The sequence below is a fragment of the Streptomyces sp. NRRL B-1140 genome, assembly GCF_001280065.1.
Lineage (GTDB): Bacteria > Actinomycetota > Actinomycetes > Streptomycetales > Streptomycetaceae > Streptomyces.
Window position 1 is genome coordinate 1 of sequence record NZ_LGEA01000111.1, and the last position, 22,567, is coordinate 22,567.

The window sequence follows — 22,567 nt, forward strand, 5'->3', positions numbered from 1 at the left end:
TCCTCCACGTCTACAACTACCATCGCTGCCACACCGCACTCGGAGGCCAGCCACCGATCAGCCGTGTGAACAACGCTCCAGGTCAATACACCTAGGTCGCGGTCGGGGCGATCCCTATGAAGGTTGGTGTCCCCGCCATAGTGCACGAGATCGGTGTCCCTTGTCAGCTCGACCGTGCCCGATTCACACCGGTTCGAGCCCCCCGCGTTTCCCACGTGACGGGATTCGCACAGCCTGTTTGCCCTGTTCACGGCATTAGTCACGAAGATTCTTCGGGGTGGAGTGTCACACCGACCCCGGTCCGCGGCACCTATACCGAGAGGGGGGCCCATGTCCTCCTGGCGGCGCCGGCCGCCGCGGTGCTCCGGAGCTCCGTCCCGTGGGGCGGGACGCGATCCGAAGTTCCTGCCCGCCGGGCGGGAGGGAGCAGGCATTTCACCGCTGCTCGGAATCTGTCCACAGGCAACCTGCGCAAGGCTGCCGAGATGATCTCTTTCTCGTCCGTGTGTGTGGGCCGATGAGCGCGGTCGCGGCGTCGGCCGCTGCCGTGGAAGAGTCCGCGCCGGTTCGGCGGCAGCGGGTGCGGGTGCCGATGCGTCTGGTGTGGTCGGCGGCGTACGCGGATGTCGCGCTGTCGGTGTACGTGAAGGTGAAGGCGCTCGGGATGCGTCCGGAGGGGTGCCAGGCGAAGTCCACGACGATCGCCTCGTATCTGGGGATGTCGCCGGCGTCGGTGGAGCGGGGGATGACGCAGCTGTGCCGTCCGGGCCCGGACGGTGTGGTGGAGCTGTTCTCGGACCGTCGGACGCTGCCGGGCGGCACGGGCACGTCGGCGGTGCGGACGGTGCGGGCGATGACGCGTACGGAGGCGTTCGTGTGGCTGCCGGTGGCGGCCGCGGAGGACCTCACGCCCCGGCAGCTGCGCGCGTTCGCGTTGATCGCCTATGCGCAGGCTCGGGGGATCGCGCTGACGGAGGCGGAGCTGGCGGCCGGCCTGTTCCACCACTCGGGCAAGAAGGCGGGTCAGCCGATCTCGGTGACGGCGGCGTCGGCGGTCGTGGACGCGGTGGAGGCGGCTCGTTGGGTGACGGTGCAGCGGCGTGCGGGGGCGCAGGGGCGCAACCGGTACATCGCGCACGACATCGCCCCCGAGGCCCGTCCGGACGGTGGCTGCGCGGCGGTCGCCGGGGCTGCTGAAGCGGCTGTGACCAGTGGTTCTCAGGAGTCGGCTAGTTCCCAAGTTGGTGAGGGATCGGGTTCGCCGGTTGGTGAGGGATCCCTCGCGAATGAGGAATCACATAGGACTGACTCACCGGATGACGAGCGCGCGTTCTTCTCACCCGCCGTAGGCGAGGTACCGGTAGTTGAGGGCGCTGGGGTTGTGGAAAACCCGGCTGACGCTGCTGCGCGTACGGAGACCGGCGGTGGTCTCGCGCTTCGCGCGGGTGGAAACAGCCAGCCCTCCCCCTCGAAGCCGGAAACGGAAAAGCGCAGCAGCAGGGGCGGGGGGTCGGCGCGGTCGTCGTACGACGGACCGCAGTTGGCCATGAGCCCGCACATCTACGCCGTGCTGGAGCCGGTGCACCTGCTGCTGGAGCGGGTGACCAGCGACTTTGTCGCCCGGCAGATCGCCCGTGAGGTGGGCCGCCAGCTGCGCGAGGGCACCGACGCCGAACGCCTGCAGCACCGGCTGACCGTCCGGTTCGCCAAGGTGATGGTCTCGGAGATCCGCGACCCGGGCCGGTGGCTGCTGGGTGTGGCCCTGCCGCGCTGGGGCTGCGGTTACCAGGACTGCGAGGCTGGCGTGCTGTGGTCGACCGGCAAGGACTGCGAGGTGTGTGCGGAGATCGTCGAGGACAAGGCCGCCGCCCGGCGCCGTGCCCAGCGCATCGAGCAGGGCCTGTGTCCCGAGCACGGCACCCGTCCCGGCCCGGGCGGCCGCTGCGTCGACTGCGTGCTGGACGACGCGGCCCGCAACCCGGTGCCGGCCCCGGCCCCGGCGCAGCGCGAGGTGGAGGGTCCGCCGCGCGGTTCCTGCGGGGACTGCGGCGCCCGGATCGTCGGGATCGGCCGCGCCCTCGAGGACGGCCTGTGCAAGCTCTGCCGAGAGGAGGCCGCCGTGCTGGGCGCCGTCGTCGTGCCCGCGCAGACTGCCCCGGCCGGGCAGGAGACCTGTTCCGGTCGGGACGGAGACGTGCCGTGCAGGCGCAAGCCCCTGCCGTCGCGCAGCGTCTGCGGTGTCCACCGCGTCCAGGGGCTGGCCGGGGAGGTCGCGTGATGACCGAGACTCCGCAGCTCAGTGGCGTCGACCTGGCCCGCGTCGCATTGCGCGCTGCCAAGGTGGGCGGTGCAGAAGAACGGCGGCGGCCGTACGGTGCAGCCCAAGCCGCGCACGGCGTCGGTGGTCCGGCGCGGCGGGCGCGAGCCGATGGGGCTCGGTGCCGCGATCGGCGCGCTGGTGACCGAGCGGGCCTGGGAGCTCCCGGCCGCTGGCGCGACGCTGCGGGATCGGTGGGCGGCCATCGCCCCCGAGCTCGCCGGGCACGTCGCCGCCGTGTCGTACGACGCCGACTCTGGCCGGCTCACCGTGTGCCCGGAGTCGTCGGCCTGGGCGACGAAGGCCCGCCTGGAGCAGGCCCGCATCATCGCGGCCGCCAACGATTCGGCAGGTCGGACGGTCGTCCGGTCCCTGCGGATCCTGGCGCCCGGCGCGGTGCCGGTGCCCGAGCCGGCCGACGTCGATCCGGAGCCCGCGGTCGCGCCCGCCGGGCCGCCGCGTACCAGGGAGACCGCCTCGGACGGCTACCGCCGCGCGCTTGCCGCGCACCAGGAGGCGGCGCCGCCGTCGCGGGTGGACCCGTACATCGCGGAAGCGGTGGAGCGGCAGACCGCTGCGATGCGGAAGCTGCCCCGCCGCGCGTTCCCCGAGCCCGACGTCGTGTCGGACGATGCGTCGGCTTCGATAGGGCAGGTCCGTGCCGAGCGCCGTCGTCAGGCCGACGTCTCCCGCGCTGCGGCCCTGCGCCGGGCCCGCGCGGAGAAGGCCGGAACGCTGCCCAGCAAAGACGTGCCCCAGTCGTTGGGTAGAACGGCTTGACCGGCCGAACGGAGAGGACGTGACGGATCAGGTGGCGGCATCGCCCTTGCGTACGGGGCCCTCTGGCTGGTGAACGCCCCAGGTGACACGATGAGTTGGCACGATCGGTGAGACGCGACGGGAGCGTTTGTGCAGGCTGACAGGCGGCGGATCCAGACGGCGGTGCTGAGCAGTACGGAGTCGGAGGAGCCGCTGATGCTGCCGATGGAGGCGATCGAGCTGGACGTGTTTCGCCACCGCTACGCGGGCGAGACCTTCTGGTGCGGGACTTTGCTCGGTGGCTGCGGTGGTCAGTTGACCACGAAGTTGTACACGGATCGCGCCTGTCATTTCGCCCATCACCCGGATCCGGACGGGCTGCCGCACGTGTGCGGGCGCCGCGCCCGCGGCGTGAACAGCGCGGATCACCTGTATGTGCGGTCGGCGGCCGCGGCCTGGCTCGCTGATCACGGCGAGGAGGCGAGCTTCGAGTACACCGGCTCGGCCGGGGCGCCGCTCGGCTCCGTCGTCGACATCCGCTGGCCGCGCGGCGCGCTGCGGGTGCACCTGGACCAGGCGGTGGCGCCGGTGTGGGACGACGGCCTGGAGCCGGTGCTCGGCCTGGGCGTCCCGGTCGACCGGGACACGCTGATCCGGCGTTGGTACGTGCACCGGATCCGCCTGGACAGCGAGGGCACGAGCAGGCGGGTGCGGATCGGTACCGAGGCCTTCGCGCGGCCCACCGAGTGGTTCGCCCTGGAGGAGTGCGAGGTGACGGAGCGCGGGCTGTCGACGCCGGCGGTCCAGCGGATCATCCAGGCCCGCAGCGCGGCGGCGCCCACGAAGTGGACGCCGGGGCAGAACACGGACACGGCACAGGACACCCGGGCGCGGGAGCTGCTGCGCAAGCTGCTCTACGCCCGCCGGACCGAGTCCATCGCCCTGGCGGAGTCGGTGTGCCGCGAGATACCGGATCTCGCCGGCGTGAGCCCGCGGCTGCAGGAGCAGCTGGATGCCGCCCTGCGCTCCGGCCTCCTCTGGATCGAGAAGGAAGTCGGGGCCCGCAGGGGGCTGTTCGCCAGCCTGGAACAGGCGGTGGCCGAGAAGCGGGCCGGGAAGGTCAAGAAGCTGTTGCGGCATGCTAAGACGGCCGCCAAAGACGCCTGTTCCGAGGAGGAGAGCCGCGTGATCGACGCGGCTGACGCCTGTCTCACCGCCATCGCGGCGGCCAGGAGCAAGCGCCTGAACACCCTCCTCGACGACCTTGACCAACTTCCCCCGGACCCGGACCCGGACGTACTGCGGCTCAAGGTGCGTGAGCTGCTTCGGGCAGCGAGCGAGGCCGGCAGCATCGGGCCGCATCGTCAGGCAAAGGTCAAGGCGTGGAGGGAGCGGGTACGTCACACCGCAGGCCCTCTCCAGCCCGGACAAGGCAAGCGGCTTCCGCAGCTCCATCGGCAAATTACCCGGAAGAGGTGGCTGGAGAGGCGCTGCCCGCGCTGCGGGGCGGACAGCGGCCAGCAATGCGCCGTCGACACCATGCCCGGCGAGATGCGACAGGTGCCGCACGACGAGCGACTGAAGCCGATCATCGACGAACGCAGGGAACAGCAACGGTTGCGGCGGCCGTGGCGGGTGTACGAGGTGACCTGCCCTGACTGCGGCCAGGAGCCCGAGCAGCGGTGCACCACGTTGGGCGGCCCGCACCGCTCACGGGTCGAACTGGCCAAGGAATACACCCGATTGAAGAAGGCTCACTCGTAGAACACAGCCGAGCTCCACCTGGCAGACCGACCCGTAGCGTGTGCGCCCGTCACCTGGTCCAGAGCTCGCCGGCGAGGTGGCGTGATGACCGAGAAGCGGACCTGGGCGAAGAGCGGCAGACAGCCGTGTCGACCGTGCTCGATCACAAGCATTAGGTTCCTGAACGGAGGTTCGAGACGTGAGGTTACGAGAAACGACCGAGGGTGTACGGATACCGGCGTACTTGCCCGGGTGTCGCGGTCCAAGGGGCATCGTTAGGCAGCACACCGTGGCCGCCCCGGCAGGCACGGCCACGCATGCGAGGGCAGGAGGAGACCGGTGAGCGACCGCAGTGCAATCGAGTGGACCGAGGCGACCTGGAATCCGACGACGGGCTGCGACCGTGTCTCTCCTGGTTGCGACAACTGCTACGCCCTGACTTTGGCAAAGCGGCTGAAGGCGATGGGGGCGGAGAAATACCAGAACGACGGTGATCCCCGCACGTCCGGCCCGGGGTTCGATGTCACGCTGCACCCGGATGCTCTGAACGTTCCCTATGGGTGGAAGAGCCCGCGCACGGTGTTCGTGAACTCGATGTCTGACCTGTTTCACGCGCGGGTGCCGCTCGATTTCGTCCGCCAGGTCTTCCAGGTCATGGCCGACACTCCGCAGCACACTTACCAGGTCCTCACCAAGCGGGCCCGGCGCCTGCGACAGATCGCTCCCAAGCTCGACTGGCCGGACAACGTCTGGATGGGCGTCTCGGTAGAGACCGAGAAGGAGCTGGCGCGCGTGGACGATCTGCGTGAAGTCCCCTCGGCTGTACGGTTCCTGTCCTGCGAGCCGCTGCTGGGGCCACTGGCCGGCCTGCGCCTGGACGGCATTCACTGGGTGATCGCCGGCGGCGAGTCCGGCCCCGGGCACCGGGCTCTGGACGAAGCCTGGGTCACCCAGATCCGCGACACCTGCCAGGACGCTGGCGTCGCCTTCTTCTTCAAGCAGTGGGGCGGGCGCACCCCCAAGGCCGGCGGCCGGCTCCTGGAGGGCCGGACCTGGGACCAGATGCCGCTGCCGGTCGCAGCCTGACCGATCTGCTCGTTGTGGGCCGGGCACGGTCAGGCCCGGCCACACATCAGGCCGCGAGGTTGCCGGGATACAGGGTGATCTCCCGGGTCTTCTTCACGCCCACGCCGTTGCTGGGCGTCCCGCCCTGCTCGTGCAGACGTTGTACCGCTTTGCGCACCACCGGCTCGGTGACCTGTCCATAGAAGGACCCGAAGACCTCCAGCGTGTGGTCGACGAGCCTGACCGGCCGCCGGGTCCGTGCCAGAAGCTTCGCAAGGTTCTCAGCGATCTCCGGCACCGCCTTGGCCTCGACCTCCTTCGGATCCGGGCGCGTCACCGACGCCACGGAGAACAGCGCGTCGTCCTCTTCACGCTCCTCCAGCGTCTCCCACCACGTTGCCCGGGCCCGGGCAACCGTGTCGCCGAACACCCACAGGCCATACGGGCTACGGGTGGCGAACACCAGCCGGTACACGGCCCGCTTGCGCGGCGAGTGCGACACCGGCACCGACTGCACGAGCATCCCGGTACGCCGCTCCAGACGGCGGGCGTACTCGGCCGCCACCGCCTCGATCGCATCCTCAGCCGCGCCGTCCTGGTGACGGGAAGCCACCGCGTCGGCGAAGTACTCCCGCCACCAGGTCCCGCCGCACACGTCGTCGAACCGCTGCAGCGACTTCTCGTTGCCCTTCGGGGAGCGGACGTGCCCGCCCAGACGCCACACGGCCATCATGCTGAAGTTCATCAGCAGCTCAGTCGGAGGCCACTTCTGCGGACGCTTACGCGCGAGGACATCGACAAGGCGGTCCTGCGGCAGAACAAGCCCGCACGGGTCCAGGAAGAGAAACAGCGGCTCCCGGACGGCCCGCTGACCGACCTGGTCAAGAACACCGTCGACCTCACCGCGATGAGCGTGCGCCCGGACACCGCGAGCCAGGTAGTGCTGGACGACCTCCTGTAACCGGCCGAACGACTTCGCCTGAGGCTCGGAGAAGAAGCACTCCAACGTGAGCCCGGGCTTATGACGCAAGGACGAAGCGACCTTCAGCGCGATCTCCGCGGACGCCGGATCGCCGTTCTCGTAGCGGCCCTCACCCGCGTACCCGTCGAGGTAGACGACGCGCTTGTCGTGGGAATGCGTGCCCGTCATCCCGCCGAACTGCGGCAGATACCGCTTGAGGAGATCGTGCTTGAACACGCTGGGAAGCGCTTTATCCGCCCAGTAATCCCCGCCTGTACCCGACGACATCGCCCCACCCCAGGTTCGCCGTAGTTGTCTGATCACAGATGGTGAGGCACTAGTGGGAACAGAGCAAGAGGCCCTGGCCGTGCCCGCGTACGAGGAGCGCCGTGTCGCTCTGCTGCTCCTTCTACGTTTCCGCGGTCGCGCCCGCCAGGGAGTCGAGGAGCTCTCCGAAGGTGATCTTCTCACCGTCGTGGTCGAAGGTCATGGCGGCGGCGAGGGCCTCCCATCGGTCGGCGCTGCGCCCGCAGTGGTCCAGCAGGATCTTCAGGGCGACTTCGGGTTCGTGGCGGGCGAGGATTTCGTCGGCGGGGATCTGGCGCAGGTGCTCCAGGGTGCGGTAGCGGGACTTCACGACGGCGCGGTAGACCTCGGAGCGGGCGAGGATCTCGCCGGTGGCTGGGGAGTCGAGCCAGGACTGCAGGACGGTCGCGGGGTCGGGGTGCTTGCCGAGTTCATCGTCGTCCAGCAGCCGCACCACACCGTCGTCCTCGTCTTCGGGTACCGGGACGGCGGCCGCCGCGGCGAGGAACCAGTCCGGGCCGCCAGCCTTCTCGGCGATCCAGGCCAGTTCGGCGGGGTGCAGCCCGTTCAGGACGTCCGTGACGGCGGCGTGCGGGGTGTGCGGGTTGGCGGCGAGGCCGGCCAGAGCCTGGACCCGGCGGTGCTCGTAGTGGCGTTCCAGGAGCTGGGCTAGGCGGTCGTGGTCAGGATCTGTGTTGTCGATGACGCGGATCAGGGTCCGGCTCGGCGTGGGGGAGACGACGGCCGACTGGGCAGCCGGGCGAGCTGGGCGCAAGCCCCGGCGAGGTGGTCGGGGCCGGCGCTGAGGAGGGCCAGGTCCTCGGCGAGGTGGAGGACGCGGCCGTCGAACTCGTGGTCGCCCTCTTGCTTTTCCGACCAGGTGAGCAGCTGGCCGCGGGTGTCGAGAGCGTCGACGGCCGCGTGCAGCTGATCGGCGGCGAGTTCGGCCAGGCGCGGGTTGCTGCGGACGCGGTTTGCGATGTGGTGCAGGGTCCGGCGGGCGGTCACCTGCGGGTTGGGCAGATCGGCCAGTTCGGGCAGGCACAAGGCCGGAAGGCAGGCGAGCAGCAGATCCTCGCGAGAGCGGGAGCCGGGTCGGCAGGGAGTTCCTCGCCGTCGGGGTCGGCGGCGCGGAGCTGGGCGTCCTCGAAGGCCTGCGTCTCGGCCTGGTCCAACAGCAGGTGCTGGACAGCCGCCCCGAACACGGGATGCGCGGTGAGCTGCGCCCACTGCTATGGGCACCGGGCCAGCATCGCCCAGCCGGCGCGGCCGCCCAGCTCCAGCGACCAGTCCTTCAAGAACGCGGACACGGCCTCCCCGCCTTCTTCGGGCTCCGGGTGAAGCAGGTACGCGGCGAGCGGGGTGAGGCAGGCTTCGAGGACGGCGTCGAACAGTGCCTGCGGCACGGGTGGGGCCGGCGCGGCGCCCTTGGTGCGGGTGCGGTCGGGGTCCCAGTTCCGGACGACCTGCTCTACCTCGTGGCTGGGGAGGCGGGGCAGGAGCGCGATGGCCATCTCGACCTGGTTGGGGTGCCGTGCCAGAGCGGAGATCAGCCCGGCCCAGACCCGGCGGTGCCGCAGGATGGCGGGCACGTCGGCGGCGGTCACGGTGCCGTCGGCCGCCAGGGCGGCCAGCGTCTTCTCGGCGGCGTGCACCAGGAGCTGGCCCCGCAGGCGCTTGGCGGGGGTCCGGGCCGAAGTGGCAAATTCGCAGATTCTTGGAGGGGCACGAGCAGGAACTCGCGCGCTCAACCGCCGACGCGGCGGTTGAGCGCGCGAGTTCGTCTGCTAGACGTTCAGCTCTTGCCAAAGAGCAAACTCATTTCATCCTATTGCACCAATTTCGGTTCACCTGTTGTCTAAGGCATCAAGTAGAGCCAAACTGCGTCCCGCAAGCTCGTGCGCAAGTCTTGTCGAGGGGGCGGGATGACACAGGATCCTGCGGCGCGTGACCGTGCTGATGCAGCATCGGGGGCGGATGGCGACGGTGTTACGGCAGGCACGCCTGAGGCCTCCGGTCCGGCGAGTGTGCCGACGCGAGACGCGGATGCTTCCGACGACGGCGATGCCCAAGCGTCCAAGCGAACTGCGTTGAAGGCATGGGGAGCAGGTGTGTGCGCAGTAATTATCGGAGGCGTGGCTACCGCCTTCTTCACCGGCTGGCTTCAGAACGACGCGCCCGACGTAGTCGACAGGGCCACTGGAAAGCCGCCAATCAAGGTCGCAAACGTCGCAATTTCCGTGGATGAGGGGCCATTTGCGCTGCGAAGCGCGGTGACCAACCAGCGAGACCGGGCCATGCTGGCGGAGCCCGCCGCTAGTGAGCAATGGCAGAACTTTCTGCAACGCCGACGGGCGGAGCCGGTCGGCCAGATGAACGTTGTGGCCGTACTTGAGGGAGGTAGGAGCAAGGCGAGAGTGATTGATATGCGCCCTCGCATCCTGCGGAAGCAGCCCCGGTTGAGTGGGGCGTACTTCTTGCCGGCGACTGCTGGTGAGGTCAGTACGATTCCCCTCGCTGCCAACTTGGACCGGCGCAACCCTGTTTTCGTCATGAACAAGGGAAAGGCGAAGAAGGAAAGCCGAGCCTACTTCCGCACACATCAAATTGATCTAGTGCGGGGCGAGCAGACTACATTAGCAATGTCATTCACCGCACGCATAGCAGCGTACGAGTTCGATGTGTTGGTTAACGTGATCGCGGACGGGAAGTCCAAAGAAGTTGTCATCCGTGCATCGGGTGGTAAACCGTTCCACATCACAGGGCCCCAGGATCGCCCTCGAGGTTACACCCAGATCTTCAACGAGTCCGGAGGGTCATGGGTGCAGGCTCCTCCCGGCAGCTGGTGTGTACAGTCGGCCACTAACCAGAAATGCTGACAGTGAGGCGGTGGGTCCGGCCCGTATTGGTGGCCCTATGTCTGGCGTTGTGGCCCTGGGTTGTGGGGACGGGTGGGCCTGCTCGTGCATGGCCTCCTGCAGTAGGGGTGCGTGAAGTGTGGCACGCGGACCTCAACCTCGGCGAGCTGAACAGTCTGTATGCCGACCAGGGATACATTGTGTCATCAACACGCCAGGGTCGAGGGCTGGTGATTAGCAGAATGGCGACCGGAGGCCGCCTCTCTGAGATCTTCCCTCAGGATATCCCCCAGGGATATAGAGCAGAGCAGTTGCGCATCAGCGGCTCGATACTAGTGATTGCTTGGACAGATGTCGGTTCGGATCCCGTCCTGCTGCGTGGGTACGACGTTGCGACTGGCCGGCAGATATGGCACAGGAATGTCGCCCTCCCTTCCAGGCTAGGGCCGCGTGTGGCCCTCACGGAAAACATCGCCGCAGTCTTCAGCGGTTTTCCGGTGCGCGTCAAGGCATTCGATGCATATACCGGCGTTCAGCGATGGAGTGTCGAGCCCACGATCGCGGACCTACGCTTCCCATGGTTGGAGCACAGCGCCGTATACGCCGGGGCAGGAAGCATCTGGTACGTCTTTATGTGGCACCGATCCCCGGGGTCCCTGGCCAAGTTGACCGCTCTGAACTCCCTCACCGGTGCGAAACTCTGGCAGCGCTCGATACGCATGCCCGCCGAACCTAGTTCTTATGACGCGATTGGGTACCCCTATGAGTTGATTCTCACGCCGTCGAACTCCGGTGACATCGCTGTGAAGGTAGGACAGGAGCTTCGAGTGTATTCCGACTCGGGGCGCCTATTGTCACTTGGAAATAGTTACGCATGGAGCCTGGCTCGGAAAGGGGCGGAGCTTTATGTGCAGGAGAGGGATCCACAGGAGAAGGAACTAAACCCTTCCGTTTGCGCGCCTTCGATGTCAATCGAGGTGAGATTCTTTGGGAACGCTCCGTCTACGCCTCTCTGGAGCTGGAAGGAAGCGCAATGATCGGTCAGATTCGTCACGAATGGCCGATGGCTACATATATCGAGCATTTGACGCTTGACTCCGGACGCTCCGTTCAGGTTCCGGTGCTTAGCAGTGTATTGCACACGGAACTCATCGGATCCCACGGCGACCTATTGGCTATCTAGGAAGAGAAGGGTAATACGGCTGTGCCTCCGGATAGTCTGTTTGGCCGACTCACCGTATACCGTCTTGTCGCCGACCCGCGGAACCTTCACCCGGCCCTCGCTGGCTTGTCGCCAGCCAGATGGCCAGATGCATGTGACCTTCTCCAAATCGGTAAACTGTCAACCAACCCAAAGTACACTCCTATTCCGCAGCGGCGCACTATTTTTGGCACGCGTTTGCCTCGACCTTCGGTCTGTACCTATGTGCCAGATACGGGCGCAGCACCATCGATCCGCATCTCTGTCGAATACACTGCACCTTCCCGACGAGAAGCCGAACGGCTCATGCGTTCCCGATTGGCCTTGGCTCGTCTCAGTTTTCAAACCGCCGAGAGGATCGGGCCACAGCGCATTGCTGTTACGGAGGAACCTCCCAGCGGCAAGGTATACGCCGTATATGCCCGGGTCGGCACGTCCGTGGTGCGGATCACTACCACACCCGCCTCGCCTGCCTTGGTTCGGCGCGCTGCCCAAGCGGTTGAGTTGTCGAGGAGTCACGACTGACCCAGTTGAGTCCTGCTGCGGAACCCTCGTAGATATGAGCTGTCCCGTAACTGGACGGCGCCCCCTTGCCGATTCCGGATCGGACCGTGTCAGTGGCTAGTGACAGGATCGAGGGGTGCTGATCAAGGGATACGACGTCGGCCCGTTGGTGCCGGGCGAGTCACTGCTGGTCCACCCGGGCTTCTGGTCGAACTACCTCCTGGCGATGTGCAGCAATGGGGGGTGTCCCGAGCGCCCGCTTCGAGAGTGGTTCGGCAAGGACGGCGCCGATGTCGATGCCCTGTCCGAGGTCCTCTTCGACCCTGGGGCGCTGGCCAGCGTTCAGGGTGCCGGCCGAAGACGGCCCCGGAGCCGTGGTGGTCTACCGCAACCTGGATGGCGAGTACGGCACCGACTACCTCCTCACCCATCCAGGCAGAAGCTACGCCGAGCAGATCGCCAGCTGGGACGGAGATTTCTCGGGCACTGGGCTGACATGGCACGAACTGATCCGGATCGCTGACAGTCCGTCGCTTGCGGACGAAGGCGTCCAGGACACGGCCACCCGCTTCCTGCTGCTGCTTCCCCTCCTCACCGACCCGGACGTGCCGGAAACAGCATCAGCAAGGCTTATCGCCGCCCTGACCGCAGTCGGCGCGCCGCAAGACACTGCCTCCATCGCGGCGGAGCACCTCCTGGCCCACCTCACGAGGAGATCCCGACACGACCCCACGTGGGCGTCTCCGCTGAGCGGCAGCTGAGAGGTGGGCCGAGCCGCCAGCCACACCATGAAACGATCTTGGTATGGCTGGTGTGATCACGGCGTCGGAAGCTTCCTGGATAGCCCCGTTCTCCGGGCTGAGCCCTCGCGCCTTCGGGAAGCTGGTAACGGTTCTGCGGCGCCAGGGTGCGGACGTGGTCCGCAGGGGCCGGCCGTGGAGCCTTCCGCTGGAGGATCGTGCCCTGCTGGTCGCGGCCTACTGGCGAACGAACCTGACCATGCGGCAACTCGCCCCGCTGTTCGGGATCTCGAAGTCGGCGGCGGACCGGATCATCGACCACTTCGGGCCGATGCTCGCGCTCCAGCCCCGCAAACAGTTCGCCAAGGACACCGTGCTCATCGTCGACGGCACCCTGGTACCCACCCGCGACCACACCATCGCCGAGCGGTCGAAGAACTACCGGTACTCCACCAACCACCAGATCGTCATCGACGCCGACACCCGCCTGGTCGTCGTGGTCGGCCAGCCGCTCGCCGGGAACCGCAACGACTGCAAGGCATGGGAGGAATCCGGCGCCAAAGCCGCCGTCGGGAAGACCACCACGATCGCCGACGGCGGCTACCCGGGCACCGGATTGGTCATCCCGCACCGTCGGCAGCGCGGCCAGACCGAACTCCCGGACTCGACGCTCCTCCGCCATCGCACCTTTCTCCACTCCTGCACCCGCCCCTCGGCAGGCAGGCCCGGACGACGATCATCGCGGCCACGCATCCCTGGCCGACCGCGGGCGGTCAATCGGAGAACCCCGCCACCTCGGTTGCCGGTTCCACGCCCCAGCCTGTCTGCGACTGCTGCTGCGCGTGGCGCAGTTGCCGAGCGGGGCCTGGGAGCCGGTTCGGGTCGGGGCAGTCGATGCCCAGTGCCAGGCGAAGCTGTGACATGTAGAGGTCGACCTCGAAGGCGCGGTATCCGCAGGTCTGGCCTCCGCCTGGATCCCTGAACGTTCCGGGATGCGTTCTGAGCAGGTGTTTCAGGAGGCTTTCATTCGACCGCGTCCGTACCTCTTCGAGGAATTTATCCACTGCGGAGATGTCGTACAGCGGCTGGCTTCCGGTGTCGCGATGGTCCCAGCGCTCCACTGCGAACCGGGGTGCCGGCACCGCTTCGAGGAGCTGGTCCATGGCGTCGGTCCGGCGGCGTGCCTCTTCGCGTTCGGCAGCCTCGTCCGTACGCCGGGCGTCGAGGCCGGCGGTGACGCGCTCCTCCAACTCCGCGAGCCTTTCGGCCGCGGCTGCGAGGGCCTGCTCGAGCACCTCGATCCTGCTCTGGGCTTCGTGAACCTCTGCGGCCAGGCTCTCGCTGGGACGCCGGTGCAGGTCGTCCTGGTGAGCCCGCTGCCATGCCTGATGCCACGGCTCCCAGGTCTGTCCGCATCCAGCCGTGATGAACGCCTTGAAGGTGGCTTCCCGAGGAAAGACCCTGCCGTTGACCAGGCCGGAGACGGTCCCGGTCGACAGGTGTGCCTTATTGGCGACCCGGCTGCCGCTCAGGTCCAGGCAGGCCATGAGCTCCTTCGCTGCGAGGACGAGCTGCAGCGAGGACGTCACGTGTGCCGGATCCGGCAGCGGGCGAGCAGGATAAGTCGTCATGAATCCCCCTCGGCAGTAGGCCAACACCGTAATTGAACGAGCCTTCCCAGCAGGGGCTTTCACTGCAATGCGGCGGTGTTCGCAATTGCCGTGCCATGAGGGGATCTGCTGGGGGTCAGGGGGGCCGGCTCTCTGCTGTCCTGGTCTTGGTTGCTCGCCGAGCCACACGTTCGGTCCCCGCCCCGCCATGCCGGGACGGGCAGACGTTTCCGACCCACGGACCACGCCCACAGGAGGTCGACTCCATGTCCAACGACCCTCAGGACCGCCACTCCGTGGCCATCGCCCTCCTGGGCACGACGCTCGCCGGGCTGATCGCCGTGGCGTACCCGGTCCTGATCCCGGCCCTGGGTATCGCGTTCGCCGCCTTCATGGCCCTGAGCGTGTTCCTGAAACTGTGACCTCGGCCGGCGGCCGGGCGTGAACGGGAGCGGCAGGTTGCCAACTGCTCGACGTCGCCCGCTCCCTCACCGCGATCCATGGCGCGGTCACCGCCGGCACCGAGACGTCTCGCACGCGATACAGCGACCCGGGACGGCGCGGCCGCGCTCGACTACGGCCTGTCCCAGTGCGCCCTGATCGCCGTCTCCGGCCGTAGCGGCGACGTCGCGGAGCCTGATCCGCCCGCCGGCTCACCGCGCTCGCTCACAGCGGCCTCCAGGCACTCGCTGAGGCCACGGTGCGCGCGGTGGTCCGCCAGGCCGTCCGTGACATCCGAACCGCGCCGCCCCGACACCCGCCGATCCATCGGCAGACCCGACCGTCGCCGCGCCGCGCCGCGTCGTCGACGAACTCGCCGCCGACACCCACGCGATCGGCGAGCTGATGCTCGAAGTCGCGCCAGCCTACGTATCCGACACCGAGGCGGCCGACGTCCTTGCCCTGCTCTGTGAGGAGATCGGTGAGCCCCTCGAGCACGGCCTCGCCGCCCGCCGCTACGCGACGTCCGGCGACCCCCGCGCCCTGCACGGCACCGTGCTGTAGACGCTGCTCCTGGTGATGGTCGCCGGCTACAGCAGGGCGGTCTCCTGGGTGCAGCGCAGCATTTGCATGGGCCAGGCGGCACACGGGTGCTGCACGAGCAGCAGCCCGTCCCGGCCGGGTGGAGCACGGCCAGCTGCTGCACGCGCTGCTCGGGCCGTGCTGGACCCGGCCACCGGCTCCTGTTCCGCGGGCTCCAGTACGACGGTGGGCCCGCTGCTGCACTGCATAAGACGGGAGTAAGCGCCCGAGGTGGTTCAGGAGCTCTTGCAGGGCCGGTCAGGGGCCTCGGTGGGCGATATTGGCCACGGGTCGGCCAACACCTGCATGGACAGTGGCCACCACGGAACGACCTGGCGATCAGTGACTGAGTCCTCTTTGGCCCCTGCTACTCAGTCCCTGGGCAAAACTGCAGGTCAAGCGGACATGAGGCTCAGTCGAGGGACTCAAGGGACTCTCATTCGGAATTATGAGCCAGTCTTGTGTGCAGGTGCGCGCGGGCGCATCTGCCTGCCTACAGGTTGTAGCTAGCTCATAATTGAGGATCCCAGTCCCTACGGTCCCTTGCGAGTTGTTCATTGCGCCTCCGACCTGCGAAAATGTTCAGGGACTAGGGTGAGGGACCAAAGGGCTGCGGCCGGCGGCTTCGTCCCTGCCGCTCCGCGGCGGGTTGGCGGTTGCAGCAGCCTGGGGTCATCGCTCAGTGATAAGTCCGGCCTTGTTCACGGCTGCGCTAGGGCTCCAGTCCCTCGCCGCGCGGCAGAGCATGGGTTTGCCGACTGTATGAGAGTGCAGTCCCTCCAACCACTCTCAATTCGGACATTGCCCCCATAGGTTGTGCCGCGGAGCGACTCAAGGGACCGTAGGGACTCTAAAAGCTGATGGGCCGCCACGCGGGGAAGCTGCCGCCCACCATCGTTCTTGGGTCCTAGACTCTCTTCCGAAACACAGTCCCTACAGTCCCTTGGGACCCTCACTACAGCACGCGGTCACTGCAACAGTTAGGCCCACCAGGGACTGAAGGAACTGAAGGAAACGAAAACTTCGAAGAAGGACGACGCGTGCCCGGCCCCACCGCGACGAGAGTGCCTGCAGGCCCTGCTAAGCCTGCCACACCGCATACCGTTGCCCGGTGGTGCGCTGAGCAGGGCTGGCCTGTCCATCCCCTTGCAGCGGGCCGCAAGACGCCCGCAGGAAACTGCGCAGCCTGCAAAGATCAGCACCACCAGCCAGCCGACTGCCCCTGCCTTCCAGCAGGCCGTCCATGCCATGGGTTCCACGCCGCGACGACCAACACCGCGCGCATCGACGCCTGGTGGTCCCGCACGCCGACCTGGGGCGTCGGCGTGGCCTGCGGGGGAGCGGACCTGATCGTCATCGATATCGACGCGCACTCCGCGCCGGTCCCCGACCGCAACCGCCTCCTGCCTGGCATCGCCATCCACGACTCAGTCGACCTGGACGGTTTGGCGTCCGGCTTCGACACCCTCGCGCTCCTGGCGGCACTACGCCGGCAACCCAGCCCCGCCGACGACGACAGCACGTTGCGCGTGCGTACCCCCTCCGGTGGCCTGCACGTCTGGTACCGAAACCCCCACCCAGCCACACGGTTCCGCTGCTCGACCGGCTCCAGCTCCAAGGTCGCCCTTGCCTGGCAGGTCGACGTACGGGCTGACGGCGGCTACATCGTCGCCCCCACCACCCGCACCGCCCAGGGGACTTACCTGCGCGAAGGACCGACCCGACTGCCTGCCCCCCTGCCTGAATGGCTCGGCGAAGAACTCGTGAGGACCGGCCACGTGATCCAGCGCCCACCGGTCCGACCCAAGCCCGAAGTCCCCCGCGCCCGCCGTCCCCGAACCGCTGCCGGCGGGCAACGTGTCCTGGAGCCCCTGCTCCAGGAGGTCGCCGAGTGCGCGGCCACGCGTGAAGGCGCGGCCTTCACCGAGAAACTCAACAAGGCCGCATACACCGCCGGAGGACTCACCGCAGCCGGGCATCTCGACGAACCCACTGCGCGAGCCCAACTGCTCGCGGCTGCCGAGGCTGCGCGCCCCTGGCAAAGTGCCCGCAACGTACGAATCGTCGACGACGCCCTCGCCGCCGGGGCCGCCCGCCCGCTCCACCTCAAAGGACGTTCATGAGCAGCGCCGAGACCCCGCGCTTCGACGCCAGCGCCGCCGCTCAGCAGATGCTGGACCTCGAACAGGCCGCCCCTCCGCCCGCAGCCCTGCCCGCCCAGGCCAACGCCTCCCCAGCCACCCCTTCCTGGGCGGAGCCAGCCCCATTGCCCGGCACGCTCACAGACCGCGGCAACGCCAAACTGTTCGTCAAGCTCTACCGCGACCAGTTCCGCCACGTCGAAGGCCTGGGCTGGTTCTCCTGGGACGGCTACCGCTGGAAGCGCACCGGCGGCGAGAAAGCCGCCCTGTGGGCCGCAGGAGAGATGGCCGAAGACATGCCGGACAGCGACCCGCGCGGCATCTTCAGCGACCGCGAGCTCCACCACCACAAAAAGCGCACCCTCTCCACCACCGGAATGAAGGCCCTCCTCACCCAGGCCAAAGCCTCCCCGGACCTCTCCGTCGATCCCGACACCCTCGACGGCGACCCCTACGCCCTGTGCACCCCCGCCGGCGTCGTCGACCTGAACACCGGCCTGCTCCGCAAACCGGACCCCACCCGCGACTTCCACTCCCGCGCCACCAGCGTCGCCCCCCAGCAGACCCCCACCCCGCGCTGGCACCGCTTCCTGCACGACACCTTCGGCGACGACGCCGAAGGCCAGGAAATGATCAACTTCCTGCACCTGCTGCTCGGCTACTCCATCACCGGCGATGTCGGCGCGCAGGTCCTGCCCTTCCTCCACGGACACGGCAAAAACGGCAAATCCGTCCTGCTTGACACCATGATCCAGATCCTGGGCGACTACGCCGACGCCGCCCCACCCGGATTCCTCATGGACCGCGGCGCATTCTCCGAGCACTCCACCGAACTCACCGAACTCCACGGCCGCCGCCTCATCGTCTGCAGCGAACTCAAACCCAACGACAAGTTCGACGAAGCCCGCGTCCGGCTCCTGACCGGCGGAGACAAAATCAAAGCCCGCCGCATGCGGCAGGACTACTTCTCCTTCAGCCCCACCCACCACCTGTGGCTACTCGGCAACCACCGCCCCGAAGTGTCCACCGGCGGCTTCGCGTTCTGGCGCCGCATCCGCCTGCTGCCCTTCGAACGCACCGTCCCCGACCACCGCAAGATCGACAACCTGGCCTTCGAACTCGTCCGCGACGAAGGCCCCGGCATCCTGCAGTGGCTCATCGAAGGCGCCCGCCGCTACCTCACCACCCGCGACAACCTCGAAGGCCCCGACCGCGTCCGCATCGCCACCACCGCGTACGCCAACACCGAAGACCACATCGGCCGCTTCCTCACCGAATGCTGCACCCGCGACCTCGAAGCCCAGCCCGACCTACGCGTCGAACAAGGCCTCCTCTACACCACCTACGCCTCCTGGTGCAGCAGCGGCGAAGGCATCCGCCCCGCCGGCGCCCGCGCGTTCGCCACCCGCGTCCGGCAAGAGGTCGGCCTCGCCTCACCCGCCGACATGATCAAATCCAACGGCCGCAAGTACTACCCCGGCCTTGCCCTGCTGGACACACCCTCATGAACCCACCCCCGCACCACCACACCAAACCACCGCGCCACCGCCCCGCCGTCCATCAGGGCACCCAGACGCCCCTACCCGCCCTCACCGGCCCGGCCTACCATGAAGCCGCCAGAGCAGGCTCTACCACAGGCGGCACACCACACCACGAGGCGGACCGCCGTCCGGCCCGGCACACCAAGGAGGGCAACCAGCTATGAGCTCGCTACTGACCGAGGGCGATCTCACCCACGAAGCACACGTCGTGTGGCTGGAAGACCCCGACAACCTCGACTACGTGCGCCAGGCCCTCGACAAGACCCCCCGCCGCCGCAACAAACCCCGCTACGCCCGCGACGGCCGCATGGTCGGCTACGCCGAACTCGACGACCACGCCGAAGCCGACCCCGACAGCGGCCTCTACCGCCGCCGCGTCTTCTTCCTCCTCCCACACGACCGCGACGCCCAACCCGAAGGCCTCTACCAAGAAGGCGCCCCCGGAGAGGCCGTCGACCCCCGCACCATCGACGTAAGGAAGGTAGGGGAGAAGACCCCCCGATCACAGAGGGGCCCTGCCGCCATAACCGGTACACGCGCATGACCTCCCTGCGCGGCGTAGCGCGCTGGTTGCAGTACTGCTCGACTCACCGCTCACCCCGGCCGGCGCTGGCACAGCTGCTCCTCGGCAGTCCGCCCGCGTCGGTGCCCACGGCTCGGGCGGCCCGGCGGCGCTGGACGGCCAGGACCGCGACGGGACGTTGTTGCAAGGAATCTGCGGCATCGCCATTCACCCCTACGTGCGGTGTGGCAATCCATGAAGAGCGCCGCAAGCAATCGTGTGTGCCGCTAGCTTGATTGGGCATCACTTGCAGGGGGGATTCACATGAGCCTATGGGGCAAGATCACCCAGCTACTTGGGTTGAAGGCTAAGGGGGCGCCGGACGGTACGAGGGTGCTCTCGTTCACCCACACCGTGGACGGCGCCACATACAGCATCCGCTTCACCTCCGCCGACATGCCCTTTTCGATGGTTCATCAAGCGTTGTCAGACACACCGCTCCGCCAGGACCTTGAAGCGGCGCGGCGCATCTACCGCTTCATCACGCGCAACGATCCGAAGCCGACTCTGGGAGACCTGTGGTCTGCGCTCGTCAGTGAGGGTCTCACTGAGCGAGTGCCGCTTGGCCCCGATCTCACCGACCCGGCCCTCGTCACGTTGGCCGTATTCCGACACCTAGAGGAGCGGGTCCACGACGACGTCGTGCTCCTCAACGAGGTACAGGAGATGCAGGGCGCAGTGGTCTCGGCTCTTCGGCACGACCTCATCGCAGCCACTTCCTCCAGGGCCAAGCCGCAGCTTGGAGGGCAGCCGTTGGGCCGCGAGGAGATCGAGGACGTGGCGCCGGCGGCGGAGGAAACTATCGATCACACACTGGCTCGCTTGTTCCTGCGTCTGGGTCCTCCTCCGGAGTCCACCACGCTCGACTACACGCCCGCGGGCAGAGGTGGCGGAGGCGCGCAACAGTGAACCCCGAGAACAGCGCAATACCCGCACCACGAGAAGACGACCCGCTGCTTTCTGCGGGAATGAAGATCGCGATGCAGTGGGGGCAAGTCCTCGACGCGGACAAGTTGAAAGTCGCGCTGGAGGCCTTGGAACCACAGCTGAAGCGAGAACATCAACTGCGTCTGAAGCAGCTAGATTTGCAGGCGCGCCGACAGGATGCGGAGGAACGTAAGGGAAAGCGTCGACACACGCTGCAGATGACCGGCCTGGTTGCTGGTGCGGTGGTGGGCGTGGCCATGCTGGCGGCCGGCGTGTACACCGTGAAAGACGCCTGGTGGCTGGGTGTGCTGCTGTGTGGTCCGGTGTTCGTGGCGGCGCTGAAGATCTTCGTACTTCGGCGGAGTGACAAGTCGGACGTGGATGCCGTGCTGAGTGCCATGAAGTTGGGGATGCGCGAGGCAGGGCAGACTCAGCAGCCCCCACCGCCTCCGCCGCCGGTCGTATAGGACGGGCCGACCAGGTCACTGGAGCAGGTCAGCGCAGTGGGATCGGACTCCGTGACCGGCGGTGCGGGAGTCGTCATCGTCATTTCCTGTTCTGAGCGACCACCGCCTGTCCACCCCGACCACGCCGACAAGATTGCCGGAATCGTGTTCGATGGCACCGCGCACGTGCAGACCGTCGATCCTGCCGTCGCACCCGCGTACGGGGCGCTGATCGAGCACTTCTACCAGCTCACCGGGGTGCCCGTCGTCGTGGGCAGCCGGGTCGAGTTCGTCCACTGGGGGTCCAGCTCACGGAAGATCACGCGGAAGCCGGCGGCAGCCAGGTTCGGGGCTCTGACGATGCCATTTGGGTCCAGCAGCCGGTGTTGCCGAACAACGGTGGACAGGCGCCTTCCAGGACCGGGTGGGACGGGATGACGGGCTCGTCGTCCCGGAAGACCGAGACGGGCAGGGCGAGCGGCAGGCGGCTGGTCATGCGTCGAACTCCACGTGTGCCGAGAGAGGGAGAGGCAGGGCCGCCTTGCCTTCGGCGATCTGGCGGCGGGCCTGAGCGATCTCTGCGTCGGTGCGGGCCTTGATCGCTTCGGTGACGTTGACGCGGCTCTGTCCCCAGAGCGTGTGGAAGAGCTGAGGCGACAGCCGCAGCTGAAGGCGTTCGAGATGGTCGGAGAAGAGCAGAAGCTGGGGCAGGTTCGCGGGCAGACGAACGCGTTGCGGCATTCGAGGCCGCGGGTGGGGGCGACCGGGCAGAGCTGGCCGCCGCGTCCGTAGGGAGAGGCGAAGGGGTCCCTGCAGCTGGAGACGCCCATGTCGAGCTGCCCGGTGCGCAGCTGTTCCACTTCTGCCTCCGACAGCCCCAGGGCGGCGGCAGAACCCGGCTGGCCCAACGACTGCTCGGCTTGACATACCCGCTGCAGCCCAGGGCTCAAGCCCATGATCGAGGGTCACCAAACGAGACACGCCCCCCCCCGCGGCCGGTACTTCAAGCCCCAGCGCCTGCATGCGGACAAAGCATACGACCGGGCTGACCTGCGCAGGTGGCTCCGCGGCAAGCGCATCGGAGTCCGCATCGCCCGCGCGCGCCCTGATCAACGCCAACCTCTACGTCGACCGGACCGGCATACCCTGGCGCTACCTGCCCCACGACTTCCCGCCCCACCAGACCGTCTACGGCTACTTCGCCTGCTGGGAAGCCGACGGCATATTCGACCAGCTCACCGGCCTCTTACGTGGCAAAGTCCGTCCGCTAGGCGGAAGGCCGCACCAGCGAGCCCAGCGCCTGCCTGATCGACAGCCAGAGCATCAAAACCTCCGCCACCATCCACCTGACCAGCCAAGGCATCGACCCGGCCTAGAAAATCATCGGACGCAAACGGCACATCGTCACCGACACACTCGGCCTCCTGCTGGCCGTCGCCGTCACCGCCGCCAGCGTCCACGACTCCGCCGTCGGCACCCAACCCCTGACTCGAGTCTGGGACCCCACCACCCCACCATCACCAAAGCCTGGGCCGACAACGGCTACAAGGCCAAAGCCGTCGAACACGCTGCCCAGATCGGCACCGACCTCGAAATCGTCCAGCGCGATCCCGCCGCCCGCGGCTTTCATGTCCACCCCGCCGCTGGGTCATCGAACGCACCCTCGGCTGGCTCATGCACCACCGCCGCCTGGCCCGCGACTACGAAACCCACCCCCACCGATCAGCCGCCATGATTGAGCTCGCCGCCATCAACCTCATGACCCGCCGCCTCACCCATGAAGCCACCCCGAACTGGCGCGGCTAAACGAAATGAAACGGACGAGCAAGCACCAAACGCTCATTAAGCGTGCTTGCCGGGTAA

Annotated in this window: 22 protein-coding genes and 3 pseudogenes; 16 read left to right on the forward strand and 9 right to left on the reverse strand. The window is 67.7% G+C overall.

The features are described 5' to 3' along the window. Window positions 1-517 precede the first annotated feature (517 nt). From ADK65_RS25525 to ADK65_RS25540, 4 genes are all read left to right on the forward strand, one after another. Window positions 518-2,278, forward strand: coding sequence for a hypothetical protein (locus tag ADK65_RS25525; RefSeq protein ID WP_234352952.1), 1,761 nt, complete (start codon window positions 518-520; stop codon window positions 2,276-2,278). Window positions 2,279-2,347: 69 nt separating this feature from the next. After that, window positions 2,348-3,097 carry a DUF721 domain-containing protein gene (locus ADK65_RS25530; RefSeq protein ID WP_324614305.1) on the forward strand — a complete coding sequence of 250 codons (750 nt, stop codon included), beginning with the start codon at window positions 2,348-2,350 and terminating at the stop codon, window positions 3,095-3,097. A gap of 129 nt (window positions 3,098-3,226) precedes the next feature. Beyond that, on the forward strand, window positions 3,227-4,840 hold the full coding sequence (locus ADK65_RS25535; protein ID WP_053673009.1) for a hypothetical protein: 1,614 nt from the start codon (window positions 3,227-3,229) through the stop codon (window positions 4,838-4,840). Between the two features lie 318 nt (window positions 4,841-5,158). Next, on the forward strand, window positions 5,159-5,905 hold the full coding sequence (locus ADK65_RS25540) for a DUF5131 family protein (protein ID WP_053673011.1): 747 nt from the start codon (window positions 5,159-5,161) through the stop codon (window positions 5,903-5,905). Between the two features lie 46 nt (window positions 5,906-5,951). Here the strand turns inward: ADK65_RS25540 and tcmP are convergent, their stop codons facing one another. The 4 genes from tcmP to ADK65_RS25560 all read right to left on the reverse strand — a co-directional run bounded on the left by tcmP (window position 5,952) and on the right by ADK65_RS25560 (window position 8,806). Continuing rightward, a complete protein-coding gene (gene tcmP, locus ADK65_RS37415; protein ID WP_159038821.1) occupies window positions 5,952-7,082 on the reverse strand; it encodes a three-Cys-motif partner protein TcmP in 1,131 nt (376 codons plus the stop codon). Between the two features lie 172 nt (window positions 7,083-7,254). After that, window positions 7,255-7,926 carry a hypothetical protein gene (locus ADK65_RS25550; protein ID WP_053673013.1) on the reverse strand — a complete coding sequence of 224 codons (672 nt, stop codon included), beginning with the start codon at window positions 7,924-7,926 and terminating at the stop codon, window positions 7,255-7,257. Further along, on the reverse strand, window positions 7,863-8,198 hold the full coding sequence (locus ADK65_RS25555; RefSeq protein ID WP_053673014.1) for a hypothetical protein: 336 nt from the start codon (window positions 8,196-8,198) through the stop codon (window positions 7,863-7,865). Before ADK65_RS25555 ends, ADK65_RS25550 begins: the two co-directional genes overlap by 64 nt. A 185-nt stretch (window positions 8,199-8,383) precedes the next feature. After that, entirely contained in the window at window positions 8,384-8,806 is a 423-nt protein-coding gene (locus ADK65_RS25560; RefSeq protein ID WP_053673016.1) for a hypothetical protein, read from the reverse strand. A 480-nt stretch (window positions 8,807-9,286) separates the two neighbouring features. Here ADK65_RS25560 and ADK65_RS38640 point away from each other — a divergent pair, with 480 nt between their 5' ends. The 3 genes and pseudogenes from ADK65_RS38640 to ADK65_RS37425 all read left to right on the forward strand — a co-directional run. Continuing rightward, window positions 9,287-10,030: a hypothetical protein gene (locus ADK65_RS38640; RefSeq protein ID WP_159038822.1), complete on the forward strand. Its 744-nt coding sequence runs from the start codon at window positions 9,287-9,289 to the stop codon at window positions 10,028-10,030. A gap of 2,058 nt (window positions 10,031-12,088) precedes the next feature. Further along, a complete protein-coding gene (locus ADK65_RS39355; RefSeq protein ID WP_234352953.1) occupies window positions 12,089-12,475 on the forward strand; it encodes a hypothetical protein in 387 nt (128 codons plus the stop codon). A 43-nt stretch (window positions 12,476-12,518) separates the two neighbouring features. Then, window positions 12,519-13,118, forward strand: a pseudogene (locus ADK65_RS37425) (transposase family protein); the annotation flags it as partial. A 109-nt stretch (window positions 13,119-13,227) separates the two neighbouring features. Here the strand turns inward: ADK65_RS37425 and ADK65_RS38950 are convergent. After that, window positions 13,228-14,001 (reverse strand): hypothetical protein, encoded by a 774-nt coding sequence (locus ADK65_RS38950; RefSeq protein WP_199825707.1) that lies wholly within the window; start codon window positions 13,999-14,001, stop codon window positions 13,228-13,230. Window positions 14,002-14,330: 329 nt separating this feature from the next. Between ADK65_RS38950 and ADK65_RS38645 the strand changes: the two genes are divergently transcribed. Together ADK65_RS38645 and ADK65_RS38955 are read left to right on the forward strand one after the other, a co-directional pair. Next, on the forward strand, window positions 14,331-14,486 hold the full coding sequence (locus ADK65_RS38645) for a hypothetical protein (RefSeq protein WP_159038824.1): 156 nt from the start codon (window positions 14,331-14,333) through the stop codon (window positions 14,484-14,486). A 424-nt stretch (window positions 14,487-14,910) separates the two neighbouring features. Beyond that, window positions 14,911-15,069 carry a hypothetical protein gene (locus ADK65_RS38955; protein ID WP_199825703.1) on the forward strand — a complete coding sequence of 53 codons (159 nt, stop codon included), beginning with the start codon at window positions 14,911-14,913 and terminating at the stop codon, window positions 15,067-15,069. Window positions 15,070-15,095: 26 nt separating this feature from the next. Here the strand turns inward: ADK65_RS38955 and ADK65_RS38650 are convergent, their stop codons facing one another. Beyond that, window positions 15,096-15,296 carry a hypothetical protein gene (locus ADK65_RS38650; protein ID WP_159038825.1) on the reverse strand — a complete coding sequence of 67 codons (201 nt, stop codon included), beginning with the start codon at window positions 15,294-15,296 and terminating at the stop codon, window positions 15,096-15,098. A gap of 855 nt (window positions 15,297-16,151) precedes the next feature. Between ADK65_RS38650 and ADK65_RS25580 the strand changes: the two genes are divergently transcribed. The 5 genes from ADK65_RS25580 (at window position 16,152) to ADK65_RS25600 (ending at window position 20,725) form a co-directional block, all read left to right on the forward strand. Beyond that, the gene (locus ADK65_RS25580; RefSeq protein ID WP_053673067.1) at window positions 16,152-17,210 is read left to right on the forward strand and encodes a bifunctional DNA primase/polymerase; all 1,059 of its coding nucleotides are present in this window, start codon (window positions 16,152-16,154) and stop codon (window positions 17,208-17,210) included. Then, entirely contained in the window at window positions 17,207-18,736 is a 1,530-nt protein-coding gene (locus ADK65_RS25585; protein ID WP_053673022.1) for a DNA primase family protein, read from the forward strand. The genes ADK65_RS25580 and ADK65_RS25585 overlap by 4 nt, the downstream gene beginning before the upstream one ends. Before the next feature lie 193 nt (window positions 18,737-18,929). Further along, window positions 18,930-19,313: a DUF6009 family protein gene (locus tag ADK65_RS25590; protein ID WP_053673024.1), complete on the forward strand. Its 384-nt coding sequence runs from the start codon at window positions 18,930-18,932 to the stop codon at window positions 19,311-19,313. Between the two features lie 351 nt (window positions 19,314-19,664). Continuing rightward, window positions 19,665-20,240, forward strand: a complete 576-nt coding sequence (locus ADK65_RS25595) for a hypothetical protein (RefSeq protein WP_159038826.1) — start codon at window positions 19,665-19,667, stop codon at window positions 20,238-20,240. Next, a complete protein-coding gene (locus tag ADK65_RS25600) occupies window positions 20,237-20,725 on the forward strand; it encodes a hypothetical protein (RefSeq protein ID WP_053673028.1) in 489 nt (162 codons plus the stop codon). The genes ADK65_RS25595 and ADK65_RS25600 overlap by 4 nt, the downstream gene beginning before the upstream one ends. A gap of 15 nt (window positions 20,726-20,740) precedes the next feature. On the opposite strand, the gene ADK65_RS38655 is transcribed toward ADK65_RS25600, so the two are convergent. Genes ADK65_RS38655 through ADK65_RS25605 form a run of 3 tightly spaced genes read right to left on the reverse strand, consistent with a single transcriptional unit; the run spans window position 20,741 to window position 21,445 of the window. Next, window positions 20,741-21,001, reverse strand: coding sequence for a hypothetical protein (locus ADK65_RS38655; RefSeq protein WP_159038827.1), 261 nt, complete (start codon window positions 20,999-21,001; stop codon window positions 20,741-20,743). 22 nt (window positions 21,002-21,023) lie between these two features. Beyond that, window positions 21,024-21,200, reverse strand: coding sequence for a hypothetical protein (locus tag ADK65_RS38660; protein WP_159038828.1), 177 nt, complete (start codon window positions 21,198-21,200; stop codon window positions 21,024-21,026). Continuing rightward, window positions 21,197-21,445 (reverse strand): hypothetical protein, encoded by a 249-nt coding sequence (locus ADK65_RS25605; RefSeq protein ID WP_053673030.1) that lies wholly within the window; start codon window positions 21,443-21,445, stop codon window positions 21,197-21,199. Before ADK65_RS25605 ends, ADK65_RS38660 begins: the two co-directional genes overlap by 4 nt. 183 nt (window positions 21,446-21,628) lie before the next feature. Between ADK65_RS25605 and ADK65_RS38960 the strand changes: the two are divergent. Next, window positions 21,629-21,835 (forward strand): annotated as a pseudogene (locus tag ADK65_RS38960) (IS5/IS1182 family transposase); the annotation flags it as partial. Next, a pseudogene (locus ADK65_RS25610) lies at window positions 21,804-22,510 on the forward strand (IS5 family transposase); the annotation flags it as partial. The pseudogenes ADK65_RS38960 and ADK65_RS25610, both read left to right, overlap by 32 nt. Window positions 22,511-22,567: the final 57 nt, after the last annotated feature.

Excerpts from the sequence above, each read along its gene's own strand:
- ADK65_RS25525 (WP_234352952.1), top strand. The coding sequence starts at position 518 with ATGAGCGCGGTCGCGGCGTCGGCCGCTGCCGTGGAAGAGTCCGCGCCG.
- ADK65_RS38950 (WP_199825707.1), bottom strand. The coding sequence starts at position 14,001 with ATGGCCTGCCTGGACCTGAGCGGCAGCCGGGTCGCCAATAAGGCACAC.
- ADK65_RS38645 (WP_159038824.1), top strand. The coding sequence starts at position 14,331 with ATGTCCAACGACCCTCAGGACCGCCACTCCGTGGCCATCGCCCTCCTG.
- ADK65_RS38955 (WP_199825703.1), top strand. The coding sequence starts at position 14,911 with ATGCTCGAAGTCGCGCCAGCCTACGTATCCGACACCGAGGCGGCCGAC.
- ADK65_RS38650 (WP_159038825.1), bottom strand. The coding sequence starts at position 15,296 with ATGCAGTGCAGCAGCGGGCCCACCGTCGTACTGGAGCCCGCGGAACAG.
- ADK65_RS25585 (WP_053673022.1), top strand. The coding sequence starts at position 17,207 with ATGAGCAGCGCCGAGACCCCGCGCTTCGACGCCAGCGCCGCCGCTCAG.
- ADK65_RS25590 (WP_053673024.1), top strand. The coding sequence starts at position 18,930 with ATGAGCTCGCTACTGACCGAGGGCGATCTCACCCACGAAGCACACGTC.
- ADK65_RS38660 (WP_159038828.1), bottom strand. The coding sequence starts at position 21,200 with ATGACCAGCCGCCTGCCGCTCGCCCTGCCCGTCTCGGTCTTCCGGGAC.
- ADK65_RS25605 (WP_053673030.1), bottom strand. The coding sequence starts at position 21,445 with ATGCCGCAACGCGTTCGTCTGCCCGCGAACCTGCCCCAGCTTCTGCTC.